The sequence below is a fragment of the Prosthecobacter sp. GW821-HT29F12 genome (assembly GCF_058803405.1).
In genome coordinates this window covers 4762816-4786524 of record NZ_CM179517.1, presented here as the reverse complement: position 1 = coordinate 4786524, position 23709 = coordinate 4762816, and the positions used below count along the sequence as shown (strand labels likewise).

At 60.7% G+C, this 23709-nt stretch carries 17 protein-coding genes; 8 read left to right on the top strand and 9 right to left on the bottom strand.

All coding sequences use genetic code 11. The features are described 5' to 3' along the window. Nucleotides 1-47: 47 nt before the first annotated feature. From AC3RLQ_RS19645 to AC3RLQ_RS19630, 4 genes are all read left to right on the top strand, one after another. Nucleotides 48-860: an IS5 family transposase gene (locus AC3RLQ_RS19645; RefSeq protein WP_487688717.1), complete on the top strand. Its 813-nt coding sequence runs from the start codon at nucleotides 48-50 to the stop codon at nucleotides 858-860. Between the two features lie 119 nt (nucleotides 861-979). Beyond that, nucleotides 980-1177, top strand: coding sequence for a hypothetical protein (locus tag AC3RLQ_RS19640; protein WP_493030342.1), 198 nt, complete (start codon nucleotides 980-982; stop codon nucleotides 1175-1177). 98 nt (nucleotides 1178-1275) lie between these two features. Further along, nucleotides 1276-1758, top strand: coding sequence for a hypothetical protein (locus AC3RLQ_RS19635; protein WP_493030341.1), 483 nt, complete (start codon nucleotides 1276-1278; stop codon nucleotides 1756-1758). Nucleotides 1759-1761: 3 nt separating this feature from the next. Beyond that, nucleotides 1762-2430, top strand: coding sequence for an alpha/beta fold hydrolase (locus AC3RLQ_RS19630; protein ID WP_493030340.1), 669 nt, complete (start codon nucleotides 1762-1764; stop codon nucleotides 2428-2430). Here the strand turns inward: AC3RLQ_RS19630 and AC3RLQ_RS19625 are convergent. From AC3RLQ_RS19625 to AC3RLQ_RS19605, 5 genes are all read right to left on the bottom strand, one after another. After that, complete coding sequence (locus tag AC3RLQ_RS19625; RefSeq protein WP_493030339.1) at nucleotides 2363-2812, bottom strand: endonuclease domain-containing protein; 450 nt, start codon at nucleotides 2810-2812, stop codon at nucleotides 2363-2365. The two genes, AC3RLQ_RS19630 and AC3RLQ_RS19625, sit on opposite strands and share 68 nt — an antisense overlap. Before the next feature lie 264 nt (nucleotides 2813-3076). Further along, the gene (locus AC3RLQ_RS19620; protein WP_493030338.1) at nucleotides 3077-4306 is read right to left on the bottom strand and encodes an IS481 family transposase; all 1230 of its coding nucleotides are present in this window, start codon (nucleotides 4304-4306) and stop codon (nucleotides 3077-3079) included. A gap of 227 nt (nucleotides 4307-4533) precedes the next feature. Next, the gene (locus AC3RLQ_RS19615) at nucleotides 4534-6288 is read right to left on the bottom strand and encodes a putative manganese-dependent inorganic diphosphatase (RefSeq protein ID WP_493030337.1); all 1755 of its coding nucleotides are present in this window, start codon (nucleotides 6286-6288) and stop codon (nucleotides 4534-4536) included. Between the two features lie 27 nt (nucleotides 6289-6315). Beyond that, nucleotides 6316-6912: a 3-isopropylmalate dehydratase small subunit gene (gene leuD, locus AC3RLQ_RS19610; protein ID WP_422319520.1), complete on the bottom strand. Its 597-nt coding sequence runs from the start codon at nucleotides 6910-6912 to the stop codon at nucleotides 6316-6318. A gap of 46 nt (nucleotides 6913-6958) precedes the next feature. After that, on the bottom strand, nucleotides 6959-8875 hold the full coding sequence (locus AC3RLQ_RS19605; protein WP_493030336.1) for an O-antigen ligase family protein: 1917 nt from the start codon (nucleotides 8873-8875) through the stop codon (nucleotides 6959-6961). 297 nt (nucleotides 8876-9172) lie between these two features. Between AC3RLQ_RS19605 and AC3RLQ_RS19600 the strand changes: the two genes are divergently transcribed. Both AC3RLQ_RS19600 and AC3RLQ_RS19595 read left to right on the top strand, forming a co-directional pair. Beyond that, on the top strand, nucleotides 9173-15088 hold the full coding sequence (locus AC3RLQ_RS19600; protein WP_493030335.1) for a beta strand repeat-containing protein: 5916 nt from the start codon (nucleotides 9173-9175) through the stop codon (nucleotides 15086-15088). A gap of 195 nt (nucleotides 15089-15283) precedes the next feature. Beyond that, nucleotides 15284-15829, top strand: coding sequence for a hypothetical protein (locus AC3RLQ_RS19595; protein ID WP_493030334.1), 546 nt, complete (start codon nucleotides 15284-15286; stop codon nucleotides 15827-15829). Nucleotides 15830-15835: 6 nt separating this feature from the next. Here AC3RLQ_RS19595 and murC read toward each other — a convergent pair whose 3' ends face one another. Both murC and AC3RLQ_RS19585 read right to left on the bottom strand, forming a co-directional pair. Next, entirely contained in the window at nucleotides 15836-18142 is a 2307-nt protein-coding gene (gene murC / locus AC3RLQ_RS19590) for a UDP-N-acetylmuramate--L-alanine ligase (RefSeq protein WP_493030333.1), read from the bottom strand. A 147-nt stretch (nucleotides 18143-18289) separates the two neighbouring features. Beyond that, nucleotides 18290-18487, bottom strand: coding sequence for a hypothetical protein (locus tag AC3RLQ_RS19585; protein ID WP_493030332.1), 198 nt, complete (start codon nucleotides 18485-18487; stop codon nucleotides 18290-18292). Between the two features lie 161 nt (nucleotides 18488-18648). Between AC3RLQ_RS19585 and AC3RLQ_RS19580 the strand changes: the two genes are divergently transcribed. Beyond that, nucleotides 18649-19383 (top strand): CorA family divalent cation transporter, encoded by a 735-nt coding sequence (locus tag AC3RLQ_RS19580; RefSeq protein WP_493030331.1) that lies wholly within the window; start codon nucleotides 18649-18651, stop codon nucleotides 19381-19383. A gap of 42 nt (nucleotides 19384-19425) precedes the next feature. Here the strand turns inward: AC3RLQ_RS19580 and AC3RLQ_RS19575 are convergent, their stop codons facing one another. After that, nucleotides 19426-20847 (bottom strand): pectate lyase, encoded by a 1422-nt coding sequence (locus AC3RLQ_RS19575; RefSeq protein ID WP_493030330.1) that lies wholly within the window; start codon nucleotides 20845-20847, stop codon nucleotides 19426-19428. A 23-nt stretch (nucleotides 20848-20870) separates the two neighbouring features. Next, nucleotides 20871-22271, bottom strand: coding sequence for a DUF2851 family protein (locus AC3RLQ_RS19570; RefSeq protein WP_493030329.1), 1401 nt, complete (start codon nucleotides 22269-22271; stop codon nucleotides 20871-20873). Nucleotides 22272-22380: 109 nt separating this feature from the next. Between AC3RLQ_RS19570 and AC3RLQ_RS19565 the strand changes: the two genes are divergently transcribed. After that, the gene (locus AC3RLQ_RS19565; protein WP_493030328.1) at nucleotides 22381-23709 is read left to right on the top strand and encodes a sensor histidine kinase; all 1329 of its coding nucleotides are present in this window, start codon (nucleotides 22381-22383) and stop codon (nucleotides 23707-23709) included.

Genomic DNA, 23709 nt, shown 5'->3' with positions numbered 1-23709 from the left:
TTTAAAAAGTGCTGTACACCGGTGAGGGTCAAAGCAATAAGCTTGGGATGGAACCTTCGACCGACAAACCAAGAACTGCCTACACAAGTGATGTCAGCGATGCAGAATGGGATTTTTGCCGTCCCTACCTGGTGCTGATGAAGGAAGATGCGCCCCAGCGGGACTATCCGCTGCGCGAGCTGTTCAACGCGTTGCGTTACATTGTGCGCTGCGGCTGCCAGTGGCGCATGATGCCTCATGACCTGCCACCCTGGCAGAGCGTTTACCAGCAAGCGCAGCGCTGGATGAAGGCATGCTGCTTCGAAGCCATGGCCCATGATCTGCGTGAACTCTCGCGCCTGGCCAAGGGACGCAAGGCCCAGCCCACAGCGGCCATCATGGATGGACGCACACTTCAGTCCTCGCCAGAGAGCGGCGGCCGGGCGGGCTATGATGGCTACAAGCGCCGCAAAGGCAGCAAGGTGCACATTGCGGTGGATACTCTCGGGCATCTGCTGGCGGTGAAAGTGACGGCCGCCAACGAGCAGGAGCGTGCGCAGGTCGGCGAGCTTGCAGCGCACATCCAGCAGTCCACCGGAGAGAATGTGGAGCTGGCCTATGTGGATCAAGGTTACACCGGTGAGGAGCCTGCACGACAGGCACAACAGCACGGCATCAAGCTGGAGGTGGTCAAGCTCTCGGAAGCCAAGATGGGCTTTGTGCTGCTGCCAAAACGCTGGGTTGTGGAGCGCAGTTTTGGCTGGGCGGCACGCTTCAAACGCCTCTCCCGGGACTACGAGCGTCTGGCTTCGACTCTGACTGGCATGCACTGGCTCGCTTTCGCGACCCTCATGCTCTCTTCTCTATTCGGCAAAAGTTAATAACAGGCTCTAAGGCGGTTTGTCAAAACAGCCCAGTTGCGGCGCAACTGGGCTGCCTTGCTTGCCTTTCACCGTCGAGCATTGACTCTAGGCCTCCTCCGTCGTAACTTGCCAGCAAGGTGAGTTCCGAAAAAAAACAGATTCAAGCCCTCCAACCTTTGGCCAAGGTGCCGAAGGCCATTCGCTTGAAGCCTTCCACCACCGATTACGTGACCTTTGCGGCCATGACGGACAAAGTCATGGGAGTGACCGCTCCAAACGGGCCGAGAACGAAGCCCAACGAGCGCATGCTCTGGCTCGCGAATTCGAAATCCTAAGGAAGGCGGATCAAACCTTCGACGAGTTTAAAAAATCGGCACCCGAGTTGCGTTGTGGTACTGAGCATCTGGTCGAATTCGACGCTGAGATTGGACGCGTGTCCAAGATTACCGTTCCACCCAAGTTTGGCCTCATTCCCGCAGTCATCTCTACTCCGCGTGCCAATCTCCGTGATGATCCAGAGGTGCCGGCTTTCAGACAGCAAATTGAATTCATTCATGCCACGCCGCTCGAGTACTTAGAGCGTTGGATTGCCGCGAATGAAGTCTTTGGGGATGACGTCAGGCTGACTTCAGTTGTTGAATGGTCGGATGGCCGCATTTCTTTTTCGATCAGCCAGCCGCAGTATCACGGAGAAGCGGCCAAGCCTCGCGAGATCGAGGATTTTTTCATCGCAGCCGGTTGGAAACGCATTTTGGATGATTCAGGGCACCTGCTTTTTTACAACTACGCCTTCGAGGTTCTCGCGATCGACGCGTTGCCTCGCAACTGCTACATCAAGGATGGCAATCTGCTGCCGTTTGATGTCATCTTGTGCCATCCAAACGCTGCTCTTCAAGACTTCCTGAAACTCTATTGAATCATGCCAGTCGCCGCATCTTCTCCAACCCCCACAGTTATCCTCATCCACGGTCTCGGGCGTTCGCGGCGCAGCATGTGGCTGGTGGGGCTGTGGCTGAGGTTTTGCGGGTATCGGGTGACGAGCATTGGATATCCGTCTCACCGTGTTTCGATTGCGGATGCGGTGGTGAAGCATTTGAACCCGGCGCTGGAACGGCTGGAGATTAAGGCGGGTTCGCAGGTGCATTTTGTGACGCACTCGCTCGGGGGCATTGTGTTTCGGGCCTGGGCGGCGCAGCGTGATCCGGCGTTTCCTCTGGGGCGTGCGGTGCTGCTGGCGCCGCCGAATCAGGGCAGCCAGATCATTGATGAACTGGGTCAGTGGCGCTGGGTACGCTGGCTGCTGGGGCCGGTGTCAGCAGAGCTCGGCACGGATGCAGGCAGCACGCCGAATACGCTGGGGCCGCTGCCTCCTGAGACGGGGGTCATCATGGGAAACAAGGACACGCTGCCGGTTTTTCGGCGTTTGCTGGGCGCGGAATCTGATGGGGTCGTCACGATTGCCAGTTCGCATGGGGAAGGCGAAGCAGACTTCACGCTGCTGCCGACGAATCATGCCACGATCATCCTGCAGCCTGCGGTTTTCCGGGCGGTGCACCGGTTTTTGAGGACAGGGAGCTTTGCGGAGTGAGGGTGGCTCGATGCCAAATCATGTTCAACACGCCGTCGGTGTTTCGCATCATTTCGTCATTCGTGAATCTTAGCGTCTCGATGCCTTGAGATCGTAGGAAGGCTTCTCTTGCTTTGTCGTGCTGCTTTCCTTCGGTGGTGTTGTGCTGTCCGCCATCCAGTTCGATTGCGAGCTTCAAATCCGCGCAGTAGAAATCAAGGACGTAAGGTTCCACCGGATGCTGGCGGCGGAACTTGCGGTTGTTCATTCGGCGGCCGCGCAGGCATGCCCATAGGAGAGCTTCGGGATCCGTGGCGTCTTGGCGGAGCTTGCGGGCGAACTCGATGAGGGTGAGCCGTTCGCCGGTGATTTCATGGCGAATTTCTTCCAAGCGCGTGAGCATGGGGGAAGTACATCATAAGGTGTAAGAAGGCGTCAAGAATGCTTTGGCCCACCCCTCACCCAGCCTCTCCCCGAAGGTGAACATGCAGGCGGTGTGCACTCGGGCACAAGGGTTACATTTTCTCCCGGGCACATAGGTGACACTTTTTTATGGCTGGGGCGGCTCATCCAAGCGCATGCAGCACCTTGTTTTTGTGAGCCTGCGCGCAGGGTGGCTTTCCGAGCGAGGCCTCAGCCGAGCCGGGAAGACGCCCGTAGCGCAGGCTCACAAAACACCGCCCCTCCCATCCTCGGCTTCACGTGGCTTGGCCCCAGCCTGTTTTGGCAGATTTTTATGCCCTTTGACCTTCATGGTGCGCTCATCAAAAACGCCCAGCTCAAGGTCTTGGAACCACACTGCCCAGCGCCCGTCTCCCACCGGCTCCAGCCCCACATCTTCGCCGCTGAGCACCTGTGTGAGATGCACCTCATGGCCGCTCCACTTGATCGTGCCTCCTGGCTTCACTTTGCGCCGGTGCCACTCCTCAGGGAACTCCCGCGCATCAGGCAGTCGCTGAGGATACTCAAGGCTCGATGGCCTGTAGTGTTCCGCAGGTGTGGTCTGGCCCAGCGCCTCGTGCGGGCGCTCGTGGTTGTACTCGCGGCGGAACTCGTCAAAGCAGCGCTGCTGCGCCTTGAGCGTTCGTGCTGGCGGTGATGCGGTGTGCTGTTCCAGCGTGCGATGAAAGCGCTCGTGCCGTCCGTTTTGCTGCGGCTTGCCCGGCTCGATGCGCTCCAACCTGATGCCCAGCCGCAACCACCACACGCTCAGTGCGCTGAGCCCGCCGAGCGTGCGGCTGGCAAAGGGCGGCCCGTTGTCCGAGCGTATCGCGCACGGCATCCCATGTTCCCGGAACGCGCTGATCATGATGGGCTGCACCAGCGGCCCTCCGGTCTTGCTGCCCAGGCACTGGCAGCGCAGAAGGTAACGGCTGCTGGCATCGGTGAGCGTCAGTGGACTGCACTTGCTGCCATCGCCCGTGCGGAACCATCCCTTGAAGTCCACGCACCACACCTCGTTGGGTGCACGTGCATGCCCCAGCGGCTGGCTGCTGGGCACTGCGCTGGCATGCGCGCGTCGCTTGATCGAATTGGACAGCCCATGCCTGCGCAAGATGTCGCTGACCGTGCTCTCCGCAGGATGCGGCCCCACTTCAGACTCGCGCTGCAGCCGTGCCAGAAGCTTTGGCGCGCCCCAGTGTGGCCAGCGAGCCTTGAGCCGCAGGATATGCTCGACGACCTCCAACTCCGTGGCGTTGGGATGGTGATGCGGTGCGCTGGATCGCTCCTGCAATCCCTCCGCTCCTGCCTGCTCGTAGCGAGCGATCCACTTGTAGACGGACTTGCGGCTCACGCCGTATCGCCGGGCCAGCTCCGCTGGCCCATAGCCGCCGCTCAAATACTCGCCGATCATCTTCAACCGTTCCTTCATCTCGTTTGTTTGGTTCCAGGGCATCAGTCACCCTGTCACCCATGTCCCCGGGAGAAAGTGTCACCAACGTGCCCGGAACATACCCATTGCCCTGCCATCGGTGGGGAGAGGGGGATGCGTTTTGGCTCCGACTCACTTTCGAATGGGTATAGCGCACTTCTCCTCTCCCCGCCCCATGCTGCGCTGCTCCATGGCAATCTTCGGGGAGAGGTAGGGTGAGGGGTCAATATTCTACTATTGCATGCCTCACCTCAAGGCGCCGCCAGTTTGGTGACGACGTGGCTCATGTAGGGGAAGAGCTGTTTCTTGCGGCTGACGACACCGGCCATGTCGTAGACGTGCTCTTTGGCCTGCGGGTAGTCGATGGCGTCGATGACGCGCTGGTCTCCGGCCACGAGCAGGACGCTGTGGTGGCGGGTGATGTCGGTGACCATGAGGCAGGCGAAGTGGAGATTGTGCTTGGTGAGCAGGGACTGCAGGGCGCCCTGCAGATCGGCTTCGCGCTTCCAGAATTCGTCGAGGCCGAGTTCTTCGATCTGGGAGATGCTGATGTGCCAGCCGTTTTCTTCGAAGACTTTGCGATCGCTTTCCAGCGCACGGTCAGGTGTGTTCTCGCGCAGCATGGAGCCGGCGGCGAAGAAGTCTTTGACGAACTGGGCGCTGTCGATGCCGCCGATACCGCTGAGCCATTCGAGGATTTCCTTGTCGGTGCTCGTCGTGGTGGGGCTGGTGAGGTGGAGCGTGTCGGAGATGATGCCGGCGCAGAGGCAGATGGCGGTGGACTTGTCCGGTGCGGCCTTGCGCATGCGGTACATGATGCCCACGATGGTGGAGGTGCTGCCCACGGGCTCGTTGATGAAACGGATGGGCTCCTTGGTGCGCAGATTGCCGCTGAGACGATGGTGATCGATCACCTCGATGATTTCAGCCTCATCAGCGCCAGCCACAGCCTGGGCAAATTCATTGTGATCCACCAGCACGAGCTTCATGCGTGGCAGATCGATCAGGTCCGACTTGGAAAAGACGCCGAGGAGCTTCTGAGTTTCTTCGTCGACCACGGGAAACAGCGGCTGGCCGGAATGCTGCGCTGCCGGGACGATTTCGCGCAGCGGGGTGCGTGAACCGAAGGAGAGGAACTCGTGTGTCAGAGCCTCGCCGATGGGGCGTGAGAAACGCAGGAGCTGCGAGGTGCTGGCGGTGTCGTAGGGGGAATAAATGATGGCGACACCCTGCTGTGCGGCGCGTGTCAGGATGCTGGGGGTGGCTTTGAACTTGCCGGTGATGATGAGGCAGCGCGCATTCATCTCGATCGCCAGTTCGTGAATCTCCGGGCGGTCGCCCGTGATCATCACCAGGCGGTTTGCCGGGAACTGCCGGGTGCGTTTGTGCGTGGTCTCCAAGCTGGAGGCTGCGACGACGAGCACGAAATCCTGAATTGTTTCCAGATCGGCGGCGGCACCGCCCAGGATTCCGTCGAGAGCATTGACGATGTTCAGCAGGCTGCTGCGGACTTCACGATTGGCCTGGTCCGTTTTGTCATTTGTCTGCGCCGGCAGAAAGAGCTGCGCGAGCTCCTGAATGGCCGGCATGCCGAGCAGGCGGCCTTCGTCATCGACGATGGGGATGCTGCGGAAGTTGTGATCCATCATCATCCGATACACGGAGAGGAAGGTCTGATGCGGGCTGGCGGTGAAGACATCACGCCGGCAGATGGAGGCGGCGGTGGGCCGGACATCGAGCAGGAGCTTGGGGCCGGGAACGCCTGCGGTTTGCAGCACCCAGTTGGTGCGCACGCTGAGCTCGCCACAGCAGGCGGCCTCGGCCTTCATGCCGCGCACATCCCGCAAGAAGGCCGCATAGCCGATGGCGGAGCAGATGGCGTCCGTATCGGGGTTGCGATGCCCGATCACATGGATCGTGTCCGGAGAGGTGGTCGGACGCAAGGCCGAGGAAATGCGGACGATCAGCGACGAATGATCCGTCGCGGCTGTTTCAGTAGCGGCCATGCGTCAGGCGGTGAAGATGGGACAAGCTCAGGCAAAACCCAGTGCCGTGATGCGGGCATGGACAGCGTCCTTGTTTTCAAGAAGTTCGGCGATGGGGTCCCACTTGCCGGTGGTCAGTGCTTCGAGCGCGGAACCTGGCAGGGTGATGGCGAATTCCTGATCTTCAAAGAACACTTTGCCGGCGGCGACGTCGATGGTGACTTCGAGCTTCGGATTGCGCTCGATTTCGTTGGCCAGCACGCGGATGTCTGCGGCGCTTGCGCAAACGCAGGGGATGCCGAGCGTGGTGCAGTTGCCGAAAAAGATTTCTGCGAAGCTCTCGGCGATGACGGCGCGGATGCCGAAGCGATAGAGGGCCTGAGGGGCGTGCTCACGGGAGCTGCCGCAGCCGAAATTGGTGCCGGAGAGAAGGATGTTGGCGCCTTTGAAACGAGGATCGTCAAGGGGGTGGCCGGTGGGCTTGCCGTCCTTGTCGAAACGCACGTCGTAGAAGGCGAATTCACCGAGTCCGTCAAAGGTCACGCATTTCATGAAGCGTGCCGGGATGATGCGGTCAGTGTCGATGTCCGAGCCAGGAACGTAAACGCCGCAGCCGGTAACTTGGGTGATTTTTGCGAGTGCCATGAGGGGTGCGACAGTAACGGAATTCGGCGTGAGGGCAATGCACATCTCAGCGTCCTTGCTGCTGGATGAGGGCGGTCCGTGCCTGATCGGCCTCCAGGGCGGTCTGGCGGAGGAGTTCGCGGTAGCTGTCCAGCCAGTTGGTGGTGCCTTCGGGGTTCAGCGCCTTTGCTTTTCCGGCCCAAAGGTAGGCGAATTCAGCCTCCTGATAGCGTTTCATGCGGTGATAGTGCATGCCCAGGGCCAGGCGGGGCTCCTCGTAGAGGGGGGCGAGGGTCAGCGCCCGCTGGATGGCCTGAAAAGCGGCGTCGTTTTTGCCAGCGGCGTCCAGGGCGTCCGCCAAGGCGAGCTGGTAGAGGTAATTGTAGGGGTTCAGCGTCGTCGAACGGGTGAGTTCTTTCAGCGAGGCGTCCACGGTGCGGAGGTAGGCATCCTTGGTCATTTTGGAATGGATGGAGTCCATCAAGGCCACGCCATGCTGATAGGCCAGCACGGCATTGCGTGGGTCCATGAGCGTGGCGCGTGCGAAATGACCCAGGGCTTTCCCGGTTTCGCCATCCTTGATTTGGAGCCGGGCATAGGCGGCATAACCATCCGCTGTGCCGAAGATCGCCGCGGCAGCGAGCAGCGCGGCGGAGGCTGCGAGCATGGCGATTTTCATGAGGAAGCGCAGCCCCCAGATGCGGCGGGATTTGAACACCTCGCTCTCAATGCCAGGATTGGCGAGCAGGCCGAGGAGGATGGCGCCGACCAGGGCGGTGATCGGGATATGTCCTTGAAACTCAAACACCGCCTGCACCAGCGTGGCCAGCAATGCGGCGATACCGCCGAGGGTGAGCGCCAGCGCATTGCTGCCAAGCATGCCGGTGGCGGGGAATTTTTCCAGCGTGAACCAGCGCAGGAAACGCAGGCCGTTCAGCAGGTGTGCCAGCAGCACCAGCAGCACCAGCGCCAGCCCGGCCCAGCCGTAATCCGCCAGCGTCTGCAGGTATTCGTTGTGGGCGAAGAGCGCATCTCCCATGTATGGCGAAGACTCCGGATCCCGGTGCGTGATGCTGCCTTCGTAAAACATGCGTGATCCCACGCCGATCCAGGGTGACTCTGCATTCTGTGCCAGTGCGGCGCGCCAGATGTTCACGCGCATGTCCTCGCCCAGCGGGCTGATCAGTTGCCGCCTGACCATGGAGTCCTCATTCACTTTGTAGAGAGCGCCGCCCGCAGCGCCCCCCACCAGCAGCAGGGCGATGATGAGCCACTTGAAGAGCGAACGCTTGGTGCCCCATACGATCCACAGTGCGAGCAGTACAAACACTCCACCGCCGACGCCGAGTCCCAGCATCGCCGCCCGGCTGGCGGTCAGGGCCACACCTGCGAGCATTGATAAAATGGCAAAACCCAGCAGCAGCCGTGAGGCGATGTGAATGCGCGCAAACAGCATCAGGCCTGCCGACAGGAAAGCTGTGAAGGACAGAAACGCGGCGAGGTGATTGGGGTTGTTAAAGAAGCCGCCAATGCGTCCCGGCGGGAAGGAGCGCGAGAAGCCCGGCACCAGATGGAAATCCCATCGCCCTTTGAAATGAACCCAGCCGGCGGTCAGATTTCCCGCCGCCAGGACCAGCAGTACGCAGACGATGCCGAGCCGCCATTTCGAGTCGCTGACAGCGGTCACCGTCAACAAATAGGCCACGAAACCTGCCAGCAGCACGGCGGCGTCCTCACGTGCATAGATCTCCACGGGGGAAGCCCAGGCGCGCCAGCCCACGTAGCCTGCCAGCATGAGCACTGTGAGCAAACACCAGTCACTGGGTTGAAAAGTCACGCGCAGCTTCCAGCGCAGGACGGCGGTCAAACCCGCCAGACCCAGCAGCAGACACCCCGGCCAGAAGAACAACAAGCGCGTCTCCGTGCCGAGCAATCCGGTCACGAACAGGCCGAGGAGAAAAAGAATGAGAGCAAGTTTCTGCATGCAAAAAGCCGCCCGGAGACGGAACAAGCGGAAACTGAACACCGATTCTCCGATGTTGGACACTGAAAAGTTTTCTGACGCAAGCTCATAGAGAGGCGGTTATTAGAGGATGCCGCGTTGTGATATTATTATGATCAAAGCGGACATTTGATGGTTTCGGCACCGTTTGTGGCCGGTGTTATGCTTGGAGCAGGGCTAACCCCTGTTTCGAAAATGCCCTCAAAGTCCCCCAACGCCCTGCGGAGCGGCTCCGCGAGGTGCGCCTGCACCTGTGCTTTTTTTCTGGTCTTCAGCAGCTTGCTATGCCCCTCCCTGGTTCGAGCCCAAAACTGGACTGGAGGTGGAGCAGACAACAACTGGAGCACTGGAGCCAACTGGAGCACCGGAGCCGCGCCGACTGCAGGCAGCAGCCCCAATTTTACAGGCACGACCAGGCTGACGCCTTTCAATGATCTCACCGCAGGCACGAGCTTTGCCGTGTTTAACTTTTCCTCCACCGCCGGCGCCTTCGTGGTCAGTGGCAATGCCGTGCTGCTGGGAGGTGATGCTACTGACAGCTCCGCCACGAAGGAGACCATCAATCTGGTTCTGCAACTGGGCAGCGGGACCAGCCGCAATTTCAACGTTACGAATGCAGCGGGAGAGCTGGAAATCAGCCAGGGGATCGTCAACGCTTCTGGGGTGGCCAATTTGGTGAAGGTAGGCCGGGGGGGGCTGACGTTCACCGCAGCAAACACCTACAGTGGACTCACCAGTGTGCTGGATGGCACGCTGACGATCAGCGGGGCCAATGGCAGCATGGCGCTGGGCACCGGCATCACCGTCACCAATGGGGCGACATTCCGCCTCTCCAACACAGCAGCCGCCAACAACACTGCCCGACTGGCGGACACCCAGGCTGTTTCATTGAACGGCGGCAACATGCAGTTCATCAACACGGGCGGGGCGGCCAATTACAATGAGACCGTCGGGGTGCTGACGTTGGCCGGAGGAGTGAACACTCTGACGAGCAGCCAGGCGGACAGCGGCCAGACTTCGGCGATCACCTTCAGCAGTCTGTCGCGAACCAATGGCGTGGTGAACTTCAGCGGCACGGGCCTCGGTGACGACACGCGCAACCGTATTGTTTTCACCTCAGCCCTGAACAACGACGGCATCATGGGCGGCTATGCCACGGTGGGGAATGAGTTTGCGAAATATGACGCCACGGTGGGTTCGGTGCGCGCCATGCAGGCAGGTGATTACATCACAACGGACCAAGATACCTGGACAGCGACGTCCAATGTCAAACTGACGGCGAGTCCTTCGATGCTGAGTGTCAGCCGGCAGATCAACTCATTGAACCTCGCTCCGGCCAGCGCGTTTGTGATGGATCTGGGCGGGCGCACTCTGCGGGTGGAAAGCGGCGGTTTCCTTTTCAGCGGCAGCCAAAGCGCGGCTGTGCGGTATGGAACGCTGACAGCGGGGGAGGGCACAAACGCGGCAGGCAGCCTCATCATCAATCAAAACAGCGGCGGCATGCTGACCCTTGGCGCACGCATCACCAACAATGGTACGGGAGTGGTCAGCGTGACGAAGGCGGGCACGGGCGGACTCACGTTCATGGAGGACAACACCTACACCGGTGCCACTTACATCTATGCTGGCAGTTTGCGTACGGGCGTGAGTGGCGGTCTTTCCTCCACCTCAGCCTTAATTTTGGGGGACAGTTCCGGTACGGCGGCCGCGCTGGACACCACGGGCACCAGCCAGGCCATTGGTGGACTGCAGGTGCTGGCAAACACCACTGCCGTGAGTGCCATTACTGTGACTGCTGGGGAAACGCTGACTGTGAATGGTGACGTCAGCATAGGTGGCAATGTGGCTGCGAGCGTCACCAACACCACGATGAACGGTGGGGGATCGCTGGTCATCAATGACTCTGGCGGCACCTTTCAGCTGGGGATGGCCACGGGCAACATCAGCTACAACACGGCCATTCTGGACCTCACCGGCATGTCTTCATTCACGGCAAACATGGGGACAGCCAGCGGCGTTTTTCGAGTGGGAGACAACAACACGACGGGGAATGCTTCCACCTCGGTGCTTAAAATGGCGGTGAACAGCACCATCACCGCGAACCGTATCTCGGTCGGCGGTGAATCAGGCGGCGGGACTCAGACTATCTCCTTTGGGGCGGGGGCTACGGTCTTGAACGCAAACACGCTGGACCTTGGCCCGATCGCAGGAGGAGCGCGGGCCATAGGCGCGCTCAGTTTTGCCACCAGCTCCGGCACGCTCAAGATTCGTGCGGCGGATGGCGTCGGGGCGGCCGTCTTGAACGTGGGGCATTCTTTGCTGCCGAGCACCTCCGGAGCGCTCGGGGGATCGTTTGACTCACGGGGCCACAATGCGGATCTGAAACTGAGCACGCTCAATGTCGCCACTCGCGGCGCAGGTGCATCCACCGGGTCGATGACAGCCACATTTGATTTCGACACCGGCATGCTGGACGCCACCACGGTCAATCTTGCGCAGAAGATCAACTCCAACACGGCTTCTGGTGCCATTGCTGGTACCATGACCCTGGGTGGAGGCACAATCACCCTGGGCACGGTCACTCTGGCCAGCAACACCACAGCCACTGGCAGCGCCTCCGCGATTCTGACTCTCAGCGGGAGCAACACGACCACGATCGGCAGCATCACGATGGCGTCTGCCACCACTGCGGGTGGCACCGCCACGGCGGTGCTCAACTTGAATGGCGGATCTATTACTCTCGGTGGAGCCATCACGCGCGCGGGTGGCGCGGGTACCAGCACTGCCACAGTGACGCTTAATGGGGCCACGCTGGACATGGGGGGCAATGCCATCGGCAGTCTGGCGAATGCGATCACTTTCACGGCGCAGTCAGGCATCCTCAAAAACGTGGCCTCCATCAACGGAGCGACGGGTGGCCTGACCAAGACCGGAACGGGTACCCTGGAGCTGCAAGGCAGCAACGGCTATGGCGGCGCGACGCTGATCAGCGCTGGCATCCTGAAAATCGCCACTCTCACGAATGGGGGCGCGGCCAGCACGCTGGGCAGTTCCAGCAATGCGGCGGCCAATCTGGTGCTCAATGGTGGTACTCTGCAATACACGGGAGCGACGACCACTACGGATCGTCTGTTTAGTGTGGGCACAGCCACGGGCAGCGTGATCGATGCGTCAGGCAGCGGCACGTTGAAATTCACCAACACGGGCAGCATGGGATTTAACAGCCAGTTGGGAGCGCGGACATTGACGCTGACGGGCACCAATACGGGTGAAAACAGCATCGCGGCTGTCATAGGTGATAATAGCGGACTCACCTCGGTGACAAAAACAGGGGCAGGCACCTGGGTGCTGACGGGGGCCAACACCTACGCGGGCACCACGACGGTGAATGCGGGGACGCTGATGCTGGACTTCAGTGCGGCGGGTGCGCCGACATCCAATATACTCAGCGGTTCCTCCGCCATCTCTCTTGGCGGTGGCACGCTGAGCATTCGTGGAGGAGGTGGTTCGCCCACGCAGACGCTGGCGAGCCTCGCGCTGACGGCCGGTGCCAACACACTCTCTCTGACACCCAATGGAGCCACCAGTCTGGTCGTGACGCTCAATGGTGCCAGCATTAGCCGGACTGCTGGCAGCACTCTTAATCTGGTGGCCTCGGGCACGGCTTCTTTTACCGCCACCAATGCACTCAACAATTCGGCAGGCATTCTGGGAGGCTACGCAGTCTTCAACGGGGCGGACTGGGCCACGCGAGATGTCTCGGGCAATCTGGTGGCGTTTTCCAACTACACTGCCCTGTCCACTACGGGGGGCGATACGGCGACCAATTATCTACTCACTTCCGGCACTTCCTTGACGGGTGCGCTCACCGTCAACAGTCTCAAAATCACTGGCACGGGGGTGACGCTGGATGGAAACACGCGTGCTATCACCTTCTCCGGCACAAGCGGCGGTCTGCTGTATGCGCCCGCCTTATCGAGCGACACCTACAGCATCACTGGCAGCGGAGTCGTGGGCGCAGGCACTGCCAATGAGTTCATCGTGCAGGTCAGCCAGGGGAGGCTGAGCATTGCCAATCCTGTGGTCAGCAGCACGGCCACTGCTGGCAGTTTGACCAAGGCGGGGGACGGCACGCTGGTGCTCACTGGAGCCAGCCTTTTCACAGGGGCCACCACGGTGAATGGCGGCACGCTGGAAATCAGCGGGACGGGCACTCTGTCATCCAGTGCGGGAAACATCACGGTGGGTGCCGGAGCGACGCTGCGGGTGAACAGCACCAATGCGGCGCAGGCCATTGGGGACAATACTGATGTGGCCGTGGCGGGGACTTTCGAGGTGCGCGCCAATGAGACGCTGGGAGGTCTTTCCGGACTTGGAACGCTCCGCAATGGTGGAAGCACCAATGCGGTGCTCACCGCTGGGAATGGCAATGAGACCAGCAATTTCAGCGGCCTGATTCAAGATGGCAGCACGGGCACGCTGGGCATCACCAAGGCGGGAACGGGTGTGCTCACGTTCGATGGTTCGCTCTCGAACACTTACAGCGGAACCACCACCATCAATGCTGGCACTCTGTCTCTGGCGAAGACTGGCGGTGCCATTGCGGTCGTTGGGAATATCACTGTCGGAGATGGGAGTGGTTCGACGGCTGACATCCTCCTGCTCAGCGGGAGTGAACAGATTCAGGACACCGCCGTGGTCACTTTGGCGGGCAACAGTACTGTTGCTGGAACCGGCACCTTCAGGCTCAATGGCAACACCGAAACGATTGGCGGTCTGTCCAGCGCCGGAGCTACTCAGAACGGTGTGGTGGAAAACGCGCTGGCCAGCACCACCGGCAAGCTGATTGTGAACACCACTTCGGATCAAAGTTTCACCGGTGTCCTGCAAAATGGTACGGGTACTTCTTCGGTTCTGGTCTTTACCAAGGTGGGGGCAGCACAGCAGTCGCTGGCGGGCACTGCGGCCAACACCTACACAGGTGTCACCACCGTGCTGGGCGGTACGTTGAGGCTGAACAAGACGGCGGGTATCAATGCCATTGCTGGCAGCCTGAGCATTGGTGATGGCACCGCTTCCGCCGTGGTGCTGCTGGCAGCAGCCAATCAGATCGCAGACACCACGATTGCCACGCTGGCGGGAACAGGAGCGACGGCGGGCGTGCTGCGGCTGGCTGGCAACAGCGAAACCCTGGCAGGAATCAGCAGCAATGCACTGGTGGGCGGTGGTGTGGTGGAAAACGAGTCTGGTGTGGCTGGCTCAGCCACGCTGACAGTGAACGTGGCCGACAGCACTACGCAGGCATTCAATGGTGTTGTGCGTGATGGCGACGGCGTGGGAACGGACGGCTCGCTGGCGTTGGTGAAAAGCGGCACGGGTGTCCAGGTCATGTCAGGCGACAACACTTACAGCGGGGGCACCACCATCAATGCTGGTACATTGGTGACTGGGGGCGTTGGCAGCGGGCAGGTGGTGAACAACGGCACGCTGGTCATCAATCGCACGAGCGAGGGCACCCTGGCGCAGGCGATGACGGGGACAGGCTCCTTGATTCTCGGCAGCAGTGGAACGGTGGTGCTCTCCGGGAACAGCAACACGTACAGCGGCGGCACTATTGTGGATCAGGGCACGCTGCGTGTCATGAACAGCTCCGGCTCAGCCACGGGCACGGGTGCAGTCACCATCGCCAATGGGGCGACGCTTTCAGGAACGGGAATTGTAGGAGGCGCGACTAGCATCAACGTCGGTGGAACGCTTTCGGTGGGTTACAATGGAAGCGCGGGGCAGACGATGACCCTGAACGGTGGCTTGTTCTCTGCGGGCATATTGCAATTCGATCTCTGGGGCAATGCGGGCGGAGTCAATCCCGGCACCAATGCCGATCTCCTGATCGTGGGTGGGGGTGCCGTGATCCTGAGCGGTACCTTACAAGTCTCAAGCACCGGCATCAGCTCCTGGGCTGTTGGCGACAGCTGGAAGCTCATCGACTGGGGCACTGTACTCCTCTCCGACCGGACAGTAGCCTTCGATACCTTTGTCATGCCCACCCTCAGTGGAGGTCTTACCTGGGACACCTCCCAGCTTGGGCAGACGGGTTACATTGCCATCGCTCCTGAACCTGGCCGGATGATTCTGTTGATGGTCGGGTTGGTGATGCTGGGACTGCGTAGAAAGCGGAGCGTCAGTGTCGCTTAAAGATCTTGCGAATGGACTGTGAGGGGGCTCTCGTCGTTCATGGGACCGGCATTGAATCATCTTATCGAATGCACTGACGTTCTTCAAATCGCTGAGGCGGTCTTTGAACGCGTGTTCCGCAGCGGACTTGGTCAGCCCGGCTTTGCTGTTTTGGTGATGCCTCAGAATCTCAGTTCCCAGGAACTGCGCCATTCCATGACTGTTCTCAAAGAACGACTTTCCGAGCTTCACACTATGAGATGGGGCGAGGCTCTAGAATATCTTTCACTGGGTCGCTTCGACCAGCAGAACAGCACCAAGCTACACCTCGACGGTGCTCCAGAGCGATCGTTTCTCATGCTCGGCTACGAGCCCACGAACGTGCGCAGCGAGTTTCAAATTGCTGACTTCAGCCGCTGCGCATGTGACATGGGGCTGTCTCCTGCGGAGTTTATGAGCCAGCACAATCCTATGTTCAGCGCCGGCGCTGAACTGCTGCGCAACTACGTCTCCAATATCACGAACTGGCATGAGGACTGCCCCCGCATTGTCCTCATCAACAACAGCATTGCAGGGCCAGGAATGCATGGGGCGACCTATGGTGTGCTGCATGGTGCTTTGATTCCGGTGCCAGATCCTCAGGCGTCTCGTATCATCAACTCGACCATGATGGCCCCGGCATGCTTTGTGGCTAGCGACCCTGCGATGCAGGTGCGGGAGTTTGTCTCCACGGATAAAATTTCCGGTCAAATTCTAGGCTAAGCCGGATCACAGCGGCAGCGGCTGGTCTTCGCCGATGACCTTCACTTCCATCTCCAGAGTGACGCCGCGCTCGTGCATGGCGGTATCTTTGATCTGGGCCACGAGGTCGAGGACTTCGCGGGCGGTGGCGCCGCCTTGATTGACGATGAAGTTGGCGTGGACGTCGCTGACGACGGCTTTGCCGACGCTGCGGCCTTTGAGGGCGAGATCATCGATGAGTTTGCCTGCGCCGCAGATTTCGGGGTTTTTGAAAGTGCAGCCGGCGCTGGCACCGACGGGCTGAGAGGTGCGGCGTTTTTGATGAGAGGCGGCGAGCTTGGTGTCGATCTCGGCCAGCGGGGCAGGGGTGCCTTTGAACACGGCGGAGACGACGTAACGCTCTTCAAACTCCGGCACACTGCGGTAGTGGTGGGTGATCTCGGCCAGCGGTTTTTCTTTGATGCTGCCGTCTGTGTCGATGAAGCGCACGCTGACGATTTGGTCGAAGGTTTCGGAGCCCATGGCGCCGGCGTTCATGCGGATGGCACCGCCGAGATTTCCGGGGATGCCTTCCATCCATTCAAAACCGCCGATGCCGGCATTGCGTGCTGCGCTGGCGATTTTCTTGAGCCTTGCTCCGGCTCCGGCGGTGATGAGGTCGCCGTTCACGGTCACGTTTTCGAAATCGCCTTTCGTGTGGATCACTGCGCCGCGGATGCCGCCGTCTTTGACGAGCAGGTTGGAGCCGCGGCCGATGACGCGGATTGGGATCGAGGCCGAGCGCAAGTAGCGCACGACTTCCGCGAAGGACGCTTCATTGCGCGGTTCGATCCAGTACTGCGCGGGACCACCGATGAGCCAGGTGGTGTGGCGGTTCATGGGCTCGTACAGGCGCGCCACGCCGCCGCCGTTGGCATCGAGGATGGCGCAGAGTTTTTCGAGCACGGGCAGATCGCGGGCGATGCAGCGGCCGACTTCGTGAACGTTGCCAGCGCCGAGGGTGATGAGCAGATCGCCCGGGCGCAGGGCGTTGCCCACCTTGTCGCGTGCGATGGGCATCGTGGGTGTGCTGCCAGTCTTGGTGTGATCGTTTTGCAGCTTCACCTCTTCGAGGATCGTCTCGCCACTGACACCGGGGAGGGGCTTTTCGCTGGCAGGGTAAACGTCGGTCACGAAGAGTTCGTCCACATCGTTAAAGCTGGCACCGAACTCCTTTTTCAAGAGCTGCGTGCGGCTGTAGCGATGCGGCTGGAAGAGGCAGACGATGCGCTTTGCATTCAAGCCTTTCGCGGTGGCCAGCGTGGCGGCGATCTCGCTGGGGTGATGGCCGTAGTCGTCCACGACGGTGAAGCGCTCGCCGCTGTGGCGGATTTCGAAACGACGCTTGGCACCCCGGAAGGTGCGCAGCGCGTGCTGGATGGCCTCAAAAGTGACACCGCAACGGGTGGCGAGGGCGATGGCAGCGAGTGCGTTGCTGACGTTGTGCTTGCCGGGAATGCCGAGCGTGGCCGTGCCGAGAAGCTGGTCTTTTTGGTACACTTCGAACTCGGAATGGTCCGGCTTCATCGAGAGGATGTTGGCCGAGAAATCGTGCGAGCGGCTCCAGCCGTAGCTGACGCCTTGGGGCCCGGCACAAACTTCGCTGGCCACGGGATCTTCGGCACAGTAAACCCAATGGGTTCGCGTCTGGCTGAGGACCTGGCGGAACACGGTCTTGATGGCCTCGATGCCGTCATAGAAGTCGAGATGCTCAGGCTCGATGTTCAGCACAATGGCGTGTTCCGGATGAAAGTTCACCAGCGTGCCGTCGCTTTCATCCCCTTCGGCCACAAAGAGCTCGCCCTCGGTGTCCCAGTGCGCGTTGGAACCGAGGATGGGGATCTCTGCACCGACGTAGTGGCTTGGCTTGAGGCCACCCTGGCGCAGCACGTGGGCGGTGAGCGCAGAGGTGGTCGTTTTGCCATGGGTGCCGCAGACGACGACGCCTTTCTTGTTCGCCATGACGGCGGCCAGCGCCTCGGCGCGACGGATGAGGGAAATGCCCTGCTTGTAGGCCGCTTCATAGGCCACGTTGCCGGGCTTGATGGCGCTGGAGTAGATGACCATGTCGCAGTCCTCGACCTCTTTTTCCGTGTGACCGTGGAAGAACTGCAGGCCGAGCTTTTGCAGGCGGTCCGTCTCCACCGTGGTCGCCTTGTCCGAGCCGCTGACCTTGTGACCGAGGCCCAGCAGCAGCAGCGCGAGCCCGCTCATGCCTGAACCTGCGACCCCGATGAGATCGATGCGCATGGGGTGACGGCTTTCTTTGAGGAGGCTGAGGACGGCGTGGGTCATGATGGGATGAGCGCAGAAGCTAGGCCGTGATTCGCGTGGGGGCAAGATTTGTGGTTGGTTCAGCTGACTGAGTTTTCATCAGAGATTGCTCCTCTCGGTGCTAGTCCAGCATAAACAAGGTGCGCGCCTGAGGGCACCGGAAAAATCTTAGCGGGAGCCGACCTTCTTGCGCTGTTTTGCCTTGGCGATCAAATCCTCTGCATTCAGGGGCAAAAACTCCGATTCTGCAGCTGCGATGCCTCCGCTCAATTCATTCCTGAACCACGCCCATTGGCGTTGTTCCGCCTTTTCGCCATCACACTGCAGTTCTACGTCGAATCGAACATTGATGATGCTTTTTGCCATGATGGACGAACCCTGCGCGGCCCACTTAGGATTGTCAAATGCGTGGAGTAGACTGGAATCCCTCCAGACCTCCCGGTCACTGACAAATCCTCCTGCATTTTCCAATCGCCCGAATCACGTGGTTCTGCTCTCATGGTGGCGGGATTGAAAAAATCCCAATCATGAAACCAGACATTCAAATCATGCCGAAACTTTGGGCCAGCATTCCGGAGGCCATTCGCAACCGGGTGGGCCGGGAAGCAGGGACGCAGCGTGCGATCTATGAGGAGGAGCACCTGCTGCTTATTCTCCATCAGCTTCCCGGGCCCGATGATATCACCCGTCGGCCCGCGTTGTTTTGGCGGCAGCCGGACGGTGTTTGGAAATCCAGCCCGGACAACGGAGGCAGTCTCGCGCTGCAAAATCATCTGACGGCGTATGTGGCGAGGCTGGATGAACTGGACAAGCAGGAGCACGCAGCTCAAACGGCCGCCGAGTACCACAAGGTGCTCGAAGCCATCGCTCCTGTGCTGCGCAGTTCGCGCGGCCTGCATCGTGCGCTGCAGCAGGCGCGTGAATTCATCAAAGCAGACCGCGATGTGATCAATCTGCGAGATCAGGCGGCGAGTGTGGAGCGCACTGCAGAGCTGCTGCTGCAGGACGCGCAGTTTGGCCTGAACTTCACCGTGGCGAAGCAAGCCGAGGCGCAGGCGCAAAGCGCGAAGATCATGGCGAACACCTCACACCGCCTGAATGTGATGGCTGCATTGTTCCTGCCGCTGACAGCGCTGACGGGCCTGTTCAGCATGTATGTGCGGGCGGATGTGGCCGACACACCGGCGAACTTCTGGCTCATCGCTGCGGCGGGGGTGCTCATCGGACTGGTGATGAGCGCGTTCGTGGTGGCCAGACGTTAAGGCCTGGAACGCTATGCGGCGGTGCAGGGGGGATGCAACTTGCTACTCTCCGCTCTTTTTTCGTGCCTCCACGTAATTTGTCATGGCGTTCATGTGTTTGACGAATTCAGCGCAATCAATGGCGTCGTCTTTGATCCAACGGCCTTCGCTGTCGAGCGAAGCGACAGCTTTTTGAACCTTGGCGATCAACCCTTTGGCCCTGCTCTTCCATTCCTTGGGAGTCTGGGGGCCGGCGAGATTTTGCTGAAGCTCTTCGCGGCCTTTGGCGAGTTTCTTTTTAAAGTCGTCGATGTTGTCCTGCACCATGTCTGTGAAGGAGTAATGGGTGGGGATATTGCTGCTGTCATAAGTCAGCTCGTAGGTGTCCTTGACGAAGAAGAGGGGCTTGTTGGTCTGCAGTTCGTAGAAGCGGGCGTGGGTGCCGTCGGCCAGCTTGGAGCGTTCGTACCATGAGAGAGCGGGCTGGAGGGGGCGGAGGTATTTGTCATCCCCGGTGAGCACCCAGAGCTGGTGCAGCACCTCCATGGCACCGAGGCTTTCGTAGCCGGTGACGGAGGGGGGCTCGAACTTGCGCGCCCAAACCGGGTGCATGTCGCGGTCATACTGCTGGGCCCAGACGGGCTGCGGCTCGGGCATTTGGGCCAGCAGGAAGAACTCGCCAAGTTTCTTCAAGGCGGTGAGGTAGCGCTCGTCCTTTTCGAGATCGTAGGCGCGGAACAGCACCCTGGCGATCTGCTGCAGGTTGTCGTCGTTGAGCGTGTAGAAGCCGGTGTATTTGATGGCAGGAAAGGTGCGACTCCACGTTTCAGGATAGCTGGCCTTGAGCACTGGAGCTGTGGGGTCCGCCGGGCCGGAGAACTGCTGAGGCCAGGCACCGATGGGAGCCTGGGCCGCGAGCAGGGCGTCGAAGGCAAACTTGGTACAGCGCTTCAATTCGGCATCGTCTTTGCAGGCGGGCTCGTGGACCATTTCGAGGAGGAACAGCAGCGCGGACTCGGTCTTGTTGTCATCAAGGGTGGTGCTGTTGCGGCGTTTGCCGGGCTCCTTGTCTCCGGCATCGAGATCACTGCGCAGGTAATACTTTTTGGCCTTCTCGGGATCGAAATCGAAGTCGCTGTCCCAGCCACCGGAGGCGAGCTGGCATTTGAGCAGTGCCTTGGCGGCATCTTTGGCGGCGGTGAGGAAAAGGTCGTCACCCGTGGCTTGATAGGCTCGCAGCATCACCAGCCCCATCGTCGTCGTGCCTGGAGGCTGGATGGAGATGATGGTGGGCGATTTGGCGTGCTCGACTTCGCCGATCTTGCCCTCTTTGTCATAGGAAGAGGCATAGCCACCTTCGCGCGCGAGATTCGTATGAGCGTAAGTGACAGCCTTCTTCATGGCCGCCGTGATGACGGCGGGATCTGGCAGATCTGCTGCGAGAGCAAACGACGAGGAAAGGGCGAGAGCGAGAAGCGAGCGCATGGTTGGACGCCAAAACGTCGGCTTCAGCTCCACTCCTTCAATCTTTCCGGGAATGGGCAGTTGGCGCAGGCGGAATCGTCCTCGAGGCAGAAGTCCTCATAGATCTGCAGCAGGCCCTGATGGTGGTGCAGTTTTTTGGTGAAGTCGCGGCTGCGCGGGTCCTCACCAAAGAGCCGCAGCACGGCACGGCGCACCTTTTGATTGTCCAGCAGGGCGGGGAGTTCGAGATACTCGGCCCACAGGCGCGTGCGCTCTGGAACGAGCAGCGGGTAGGCGACGTTGGCGAGCATCTCCTGCACGCGCGTTTCGCCAATCAAGGCGACGGGTTTCTCCGCCGTTTCCGAGAGGAGAGTGTAGTGGGTGGCCCAGAAGTCATGGGAGAGCGCGAGCAGGGACTCGCGCCACGCGGCCTGGCTCCAGCGGGTGGCATCGGCGAGAGGGGTGACGATGGAGGACCAGGAACGCAGCAGCGCGGCGAGTGCGCCGAGTCGGCGCTGCGGATGATTGCCGGGGCGGATGGCATTGAGCTTCCAGCGCAGGAGCTGGCGGTCATCCAGCCAGCGCTCCACCCCGCTGCGAAGCTTCCACCATTCGCTCCACAGCTCGCGCAGGTAGGAGCGTGTGGCGGGCTCGGTGTCGTCACTGCGGACGCTTTCGAGGAAGCCGGAGACGCCGAAGAGCCATGCCTCGCGCTTTGCGGCATCAAGCTGGGTGATTTTCTTCAATGGCAGCCGCTGGGAGAGAATGGCGAAGGGCTGCTGGTTTTTGCGATAGCCCAGCGTCTGCGCCAGCGCCTGATAGATCGCCTGCTCGCGACCTTGAGCGGCCACGCTACGGTGCAGACGCTTTGATTTGAGCTCAAGCCGATGCTGGGCAGCGGATTCGATGATGGACTGCACTTGTGAGGACTCCATGTCCCGCAGGGGGACGGCGCAGCGGCCCATTCTGGCTTGAGCGAGGTTGCGCTTGGGCTGGATGCCTTCCGGCAGCATGCCGGCCTGCAGCAGCACTTGTGGTACAGCGTGGTGGGCGCTGTTACGCGTGTAGAAGCGCTCCTCTGGCGCGTGCAGAAAGAGGTGAAGAATGACGCGGTTGAAGTTCTCGTTTGAGCCATGCGTGTGCCGTTCCCAGTCGCGGGCATCGGGATCCAGCTCGATGTCACCGCGCAGGGTTTGACCATCGATCACGATGGCGCAGCCGTTGAAATCCGGCCCGGCTCCGGAATTCCAGACACCGAAATCAGCGATGCGCACCGTCTTGCCATCCGTGGTGGTGAACTCACAGCCAAAGGCGCCGGAGAACCACAGGCTTTGCAGTTCCATCTCCGTCATGGGTTCGGCAAAACCCGGCAGCGTCTCGGCCACGCCGGAGAAGACGGCGTCGCGAAAACGTGCATAGCGGTCGGCGAGCGGGAGCGGCGTCATGGCGGTCGGACACCAAGGATGGTCTGGCGTGGAATGCCACTGGATTTATGATTTCGCAATCCCGCAGGATGAAAGTGAATCCATGGCATCCTGTGCGTATAGTTGCGGCATGACGATTTCCGCGTGGAAACAAGCCGCCGTCGCGCTGGCTCTGTGCCTGCTGGCAGCAGCGGTTTGTCTGGTGCTGCTGATCATGCTGCGACTGCGCGAGGTGGAGCAGCTGCGGGTGCTGGCGCATGAGGAGCAGGAAATCGGGCTGCGCTTCCACCGTGATGGCGCGGCATTGATGCTGGACCTGCACAGCGCGGCGCTGCGGCTGGGCGATGGCGAGGTGAATGTGGGGAAGCAGGACCAGTACGCCGTGCTGTTTGCGCGCAATGAGGCATTTTTCCGCCACCCACCCGTGTCGCTGACCGGTGCGGCGGCCACTTCGCTGGAGGAGGTGCAGAAGGACCTGCGCATCTATGGCGAGCAGGTCCAGTCATGGCTGGCGCTGCCAGACAAGGAGAGGCTGGCAGGCGTCATGCGTGCCGACGAACCGTTCAGGGAACTGCTGCGGGATCTTCAGGCCCTGCGGGATGCCTGCGGATTCCGTCTGCTGGACCGCGTGACCGAAATGCGGGATTCGATGCGGGAGCTGCAATGGCTGGTGGTGACGGCTGCGGCGGTCATGGCACCGCTGTTTGGACTGCTGCTGTGGATGATTTATCGTGGGTGGTTCCAGCCGCTGCAGGAGCAGGCGGCGCAGGTGGAGCATGCGAAAACAGCGCGCGATGAGATGGCCTCTCTGAGCAGTCTTGCAGCCGGTCTGGCCCATGAAATCCGCAACCCGGTGGGAGCACTGAAAAACCGCGCCTATGCGCTGGGGCTGCTGGTGGACGCCGAACTGCAGCCCAAGGTGGCGGCGCAGGTGGCCAGCATGAACCGCGAGCTGGACCGTGTGGAGCACATCGTGGGTGATTTTCTGATTTACGCCCGCCCATCGGAGCCGCGCATCATTTCCTGCGCGCTGGCAGAGCTGGTGGATTTGTTTCATCATGACCACCAGGCGGAGATGCAGCAACGCGGGGTGCGTTTTGAACTGGGCATCGTGGAGGATGCGAATTTTCATGCCGACCCCGAACTGCTGCGGCAGGCGTTGCTGAACCTCCTCCGCAACGCCGCTGATGCCTGTGGCGGACGTGAGGACGGGCGCGTGCTGCTGGAGGCCTTGGCACTGGAGCGCCGCATCGTGCTGGCGGTGACGGACAACGGTCCCGGGGTGCCGGAAGATCTCAAGGAGCGGCTGTTCAAGCCCTTTGCCACGCTGAAGCGCGGCGGGACCGGACTGGGGCTGACCATCAGCCGCAGCATCGCCCGCAGGCATGGGGGTGACCTGCTGCTGGCCTCCACCTCGGCAGAGGGCACGCGGTTTGAGCTGCGCCTGCCGCGTGTTTGA

What these genes read in the sequence shown, in the direction of transcription:
- AC3RLQ_RS19575 (WP_493030330.1), bottom strand. Translation starts at nt 20,847, where the DNA reads ATGCGCTCGCTTCTCGCTCTCGCCCTTTCCTCGTCGTTTGCTCTCGCA.
- murC (WP_493030333.1), bottom strand. Translation starts at nt 18,142, where the DNA reads ATGACCCACGCCGTCCTCAGCCTCCTCAAAGAAAGCCGTCACCCCATG.
- AC3RLQ_RS19570 (WP_493030329.1), bottom strand. Translation starts at nt 22,271, where the DNA reads ATGACGCCGCTCCCGCTCGCCGACCGCTATGCACGTTTTCGCGACGCC.
- AC3RLQ_RS19630 (WP_493030340.1), top strand. Translation starts at nt 1,762, where the DNA reads ATGCCAGTCGCCGCATCTTCTCCAACCCCCACAGTTATCCTCATCCAC.
- AC3RLQ_RS19595 (WP_493030334.1), top strand. Translation starts at nt 15,284, where the DNA reads ATGACTGTTCTCAAAGAACGACTTTCCGAGCTTCACACTATGAGATGG.
- AC3RLQ_RS19605 (WP_493030336.1), bottom strand. Translation starts at nt 8,875, where the DNA reads ATGCAGAAACTTGCTCTCATTCTTTTTCTCCTCGGCCTGTTCGTGACC.
- AC3RLQ_RS19615 (WP_493030337.1), bottom strand. Translation starts at nt 6,288, where the DNA reads ATGGCCGCTACTGAAACAGCCGCGACGGATCATTCGTCGCTGATCGTC.
- AC3RLQ_RS19580 (WP_493030331.1), top strand. Translation starts at nt 18,649, where the DNA reads ATGAAACCAGACATTCAAATCATGCCGAAACTTTGGGCCAGCATTCCG.
- AC3RLQ_RS19620 (WP_493030338.1), bottom strand. Translation starts at nt 4,306, where the DNA reads ATGCCCTGGAACCAAACAAACGAGATGAAGGAACGGTTGAAGATGATC.
- AC3RLQ_RS19565 (WP_493030328.1), top strand. Translation starts at nt 22,381, where the DNA reads ATGACGATTTCCGCGTGGAAACAAGCCGCCGTCGCGCTGGCTCTGTGC.
- AC3RLQ_RS19585 (WP_493030332.1), bottom strand. Translation starts at nt 18,487, where the DNA reads ATGGCAAAAAGCATCATCAATGTTCGATTCGACGTAGAACTGCAGTGT.
- AC3RLQ_RS19645 (WP_487688717.1), top strand. Translation starts at nt 48, where the DNA reads ATGGAACCTTCGACCGACAAACCAAGAACTGCCTACACAAGTGATGTC.
- leuD (WP_422319520.1), bottom strand. Translation starts at nt 6,912, where the DNA reads ATGGCACTCGCAAAAATCACCCAAGTTACCGGCTGCGGCGTTTACGTT.
- AC3RLQ_RS19625 (WP_493030339.1), bottom strand. Translation starts at nt 2,812, where the DNA reads ATGCTCACGCGCTTGGAAGAAATTCGCCATGAAATCACCGGCGAACGG.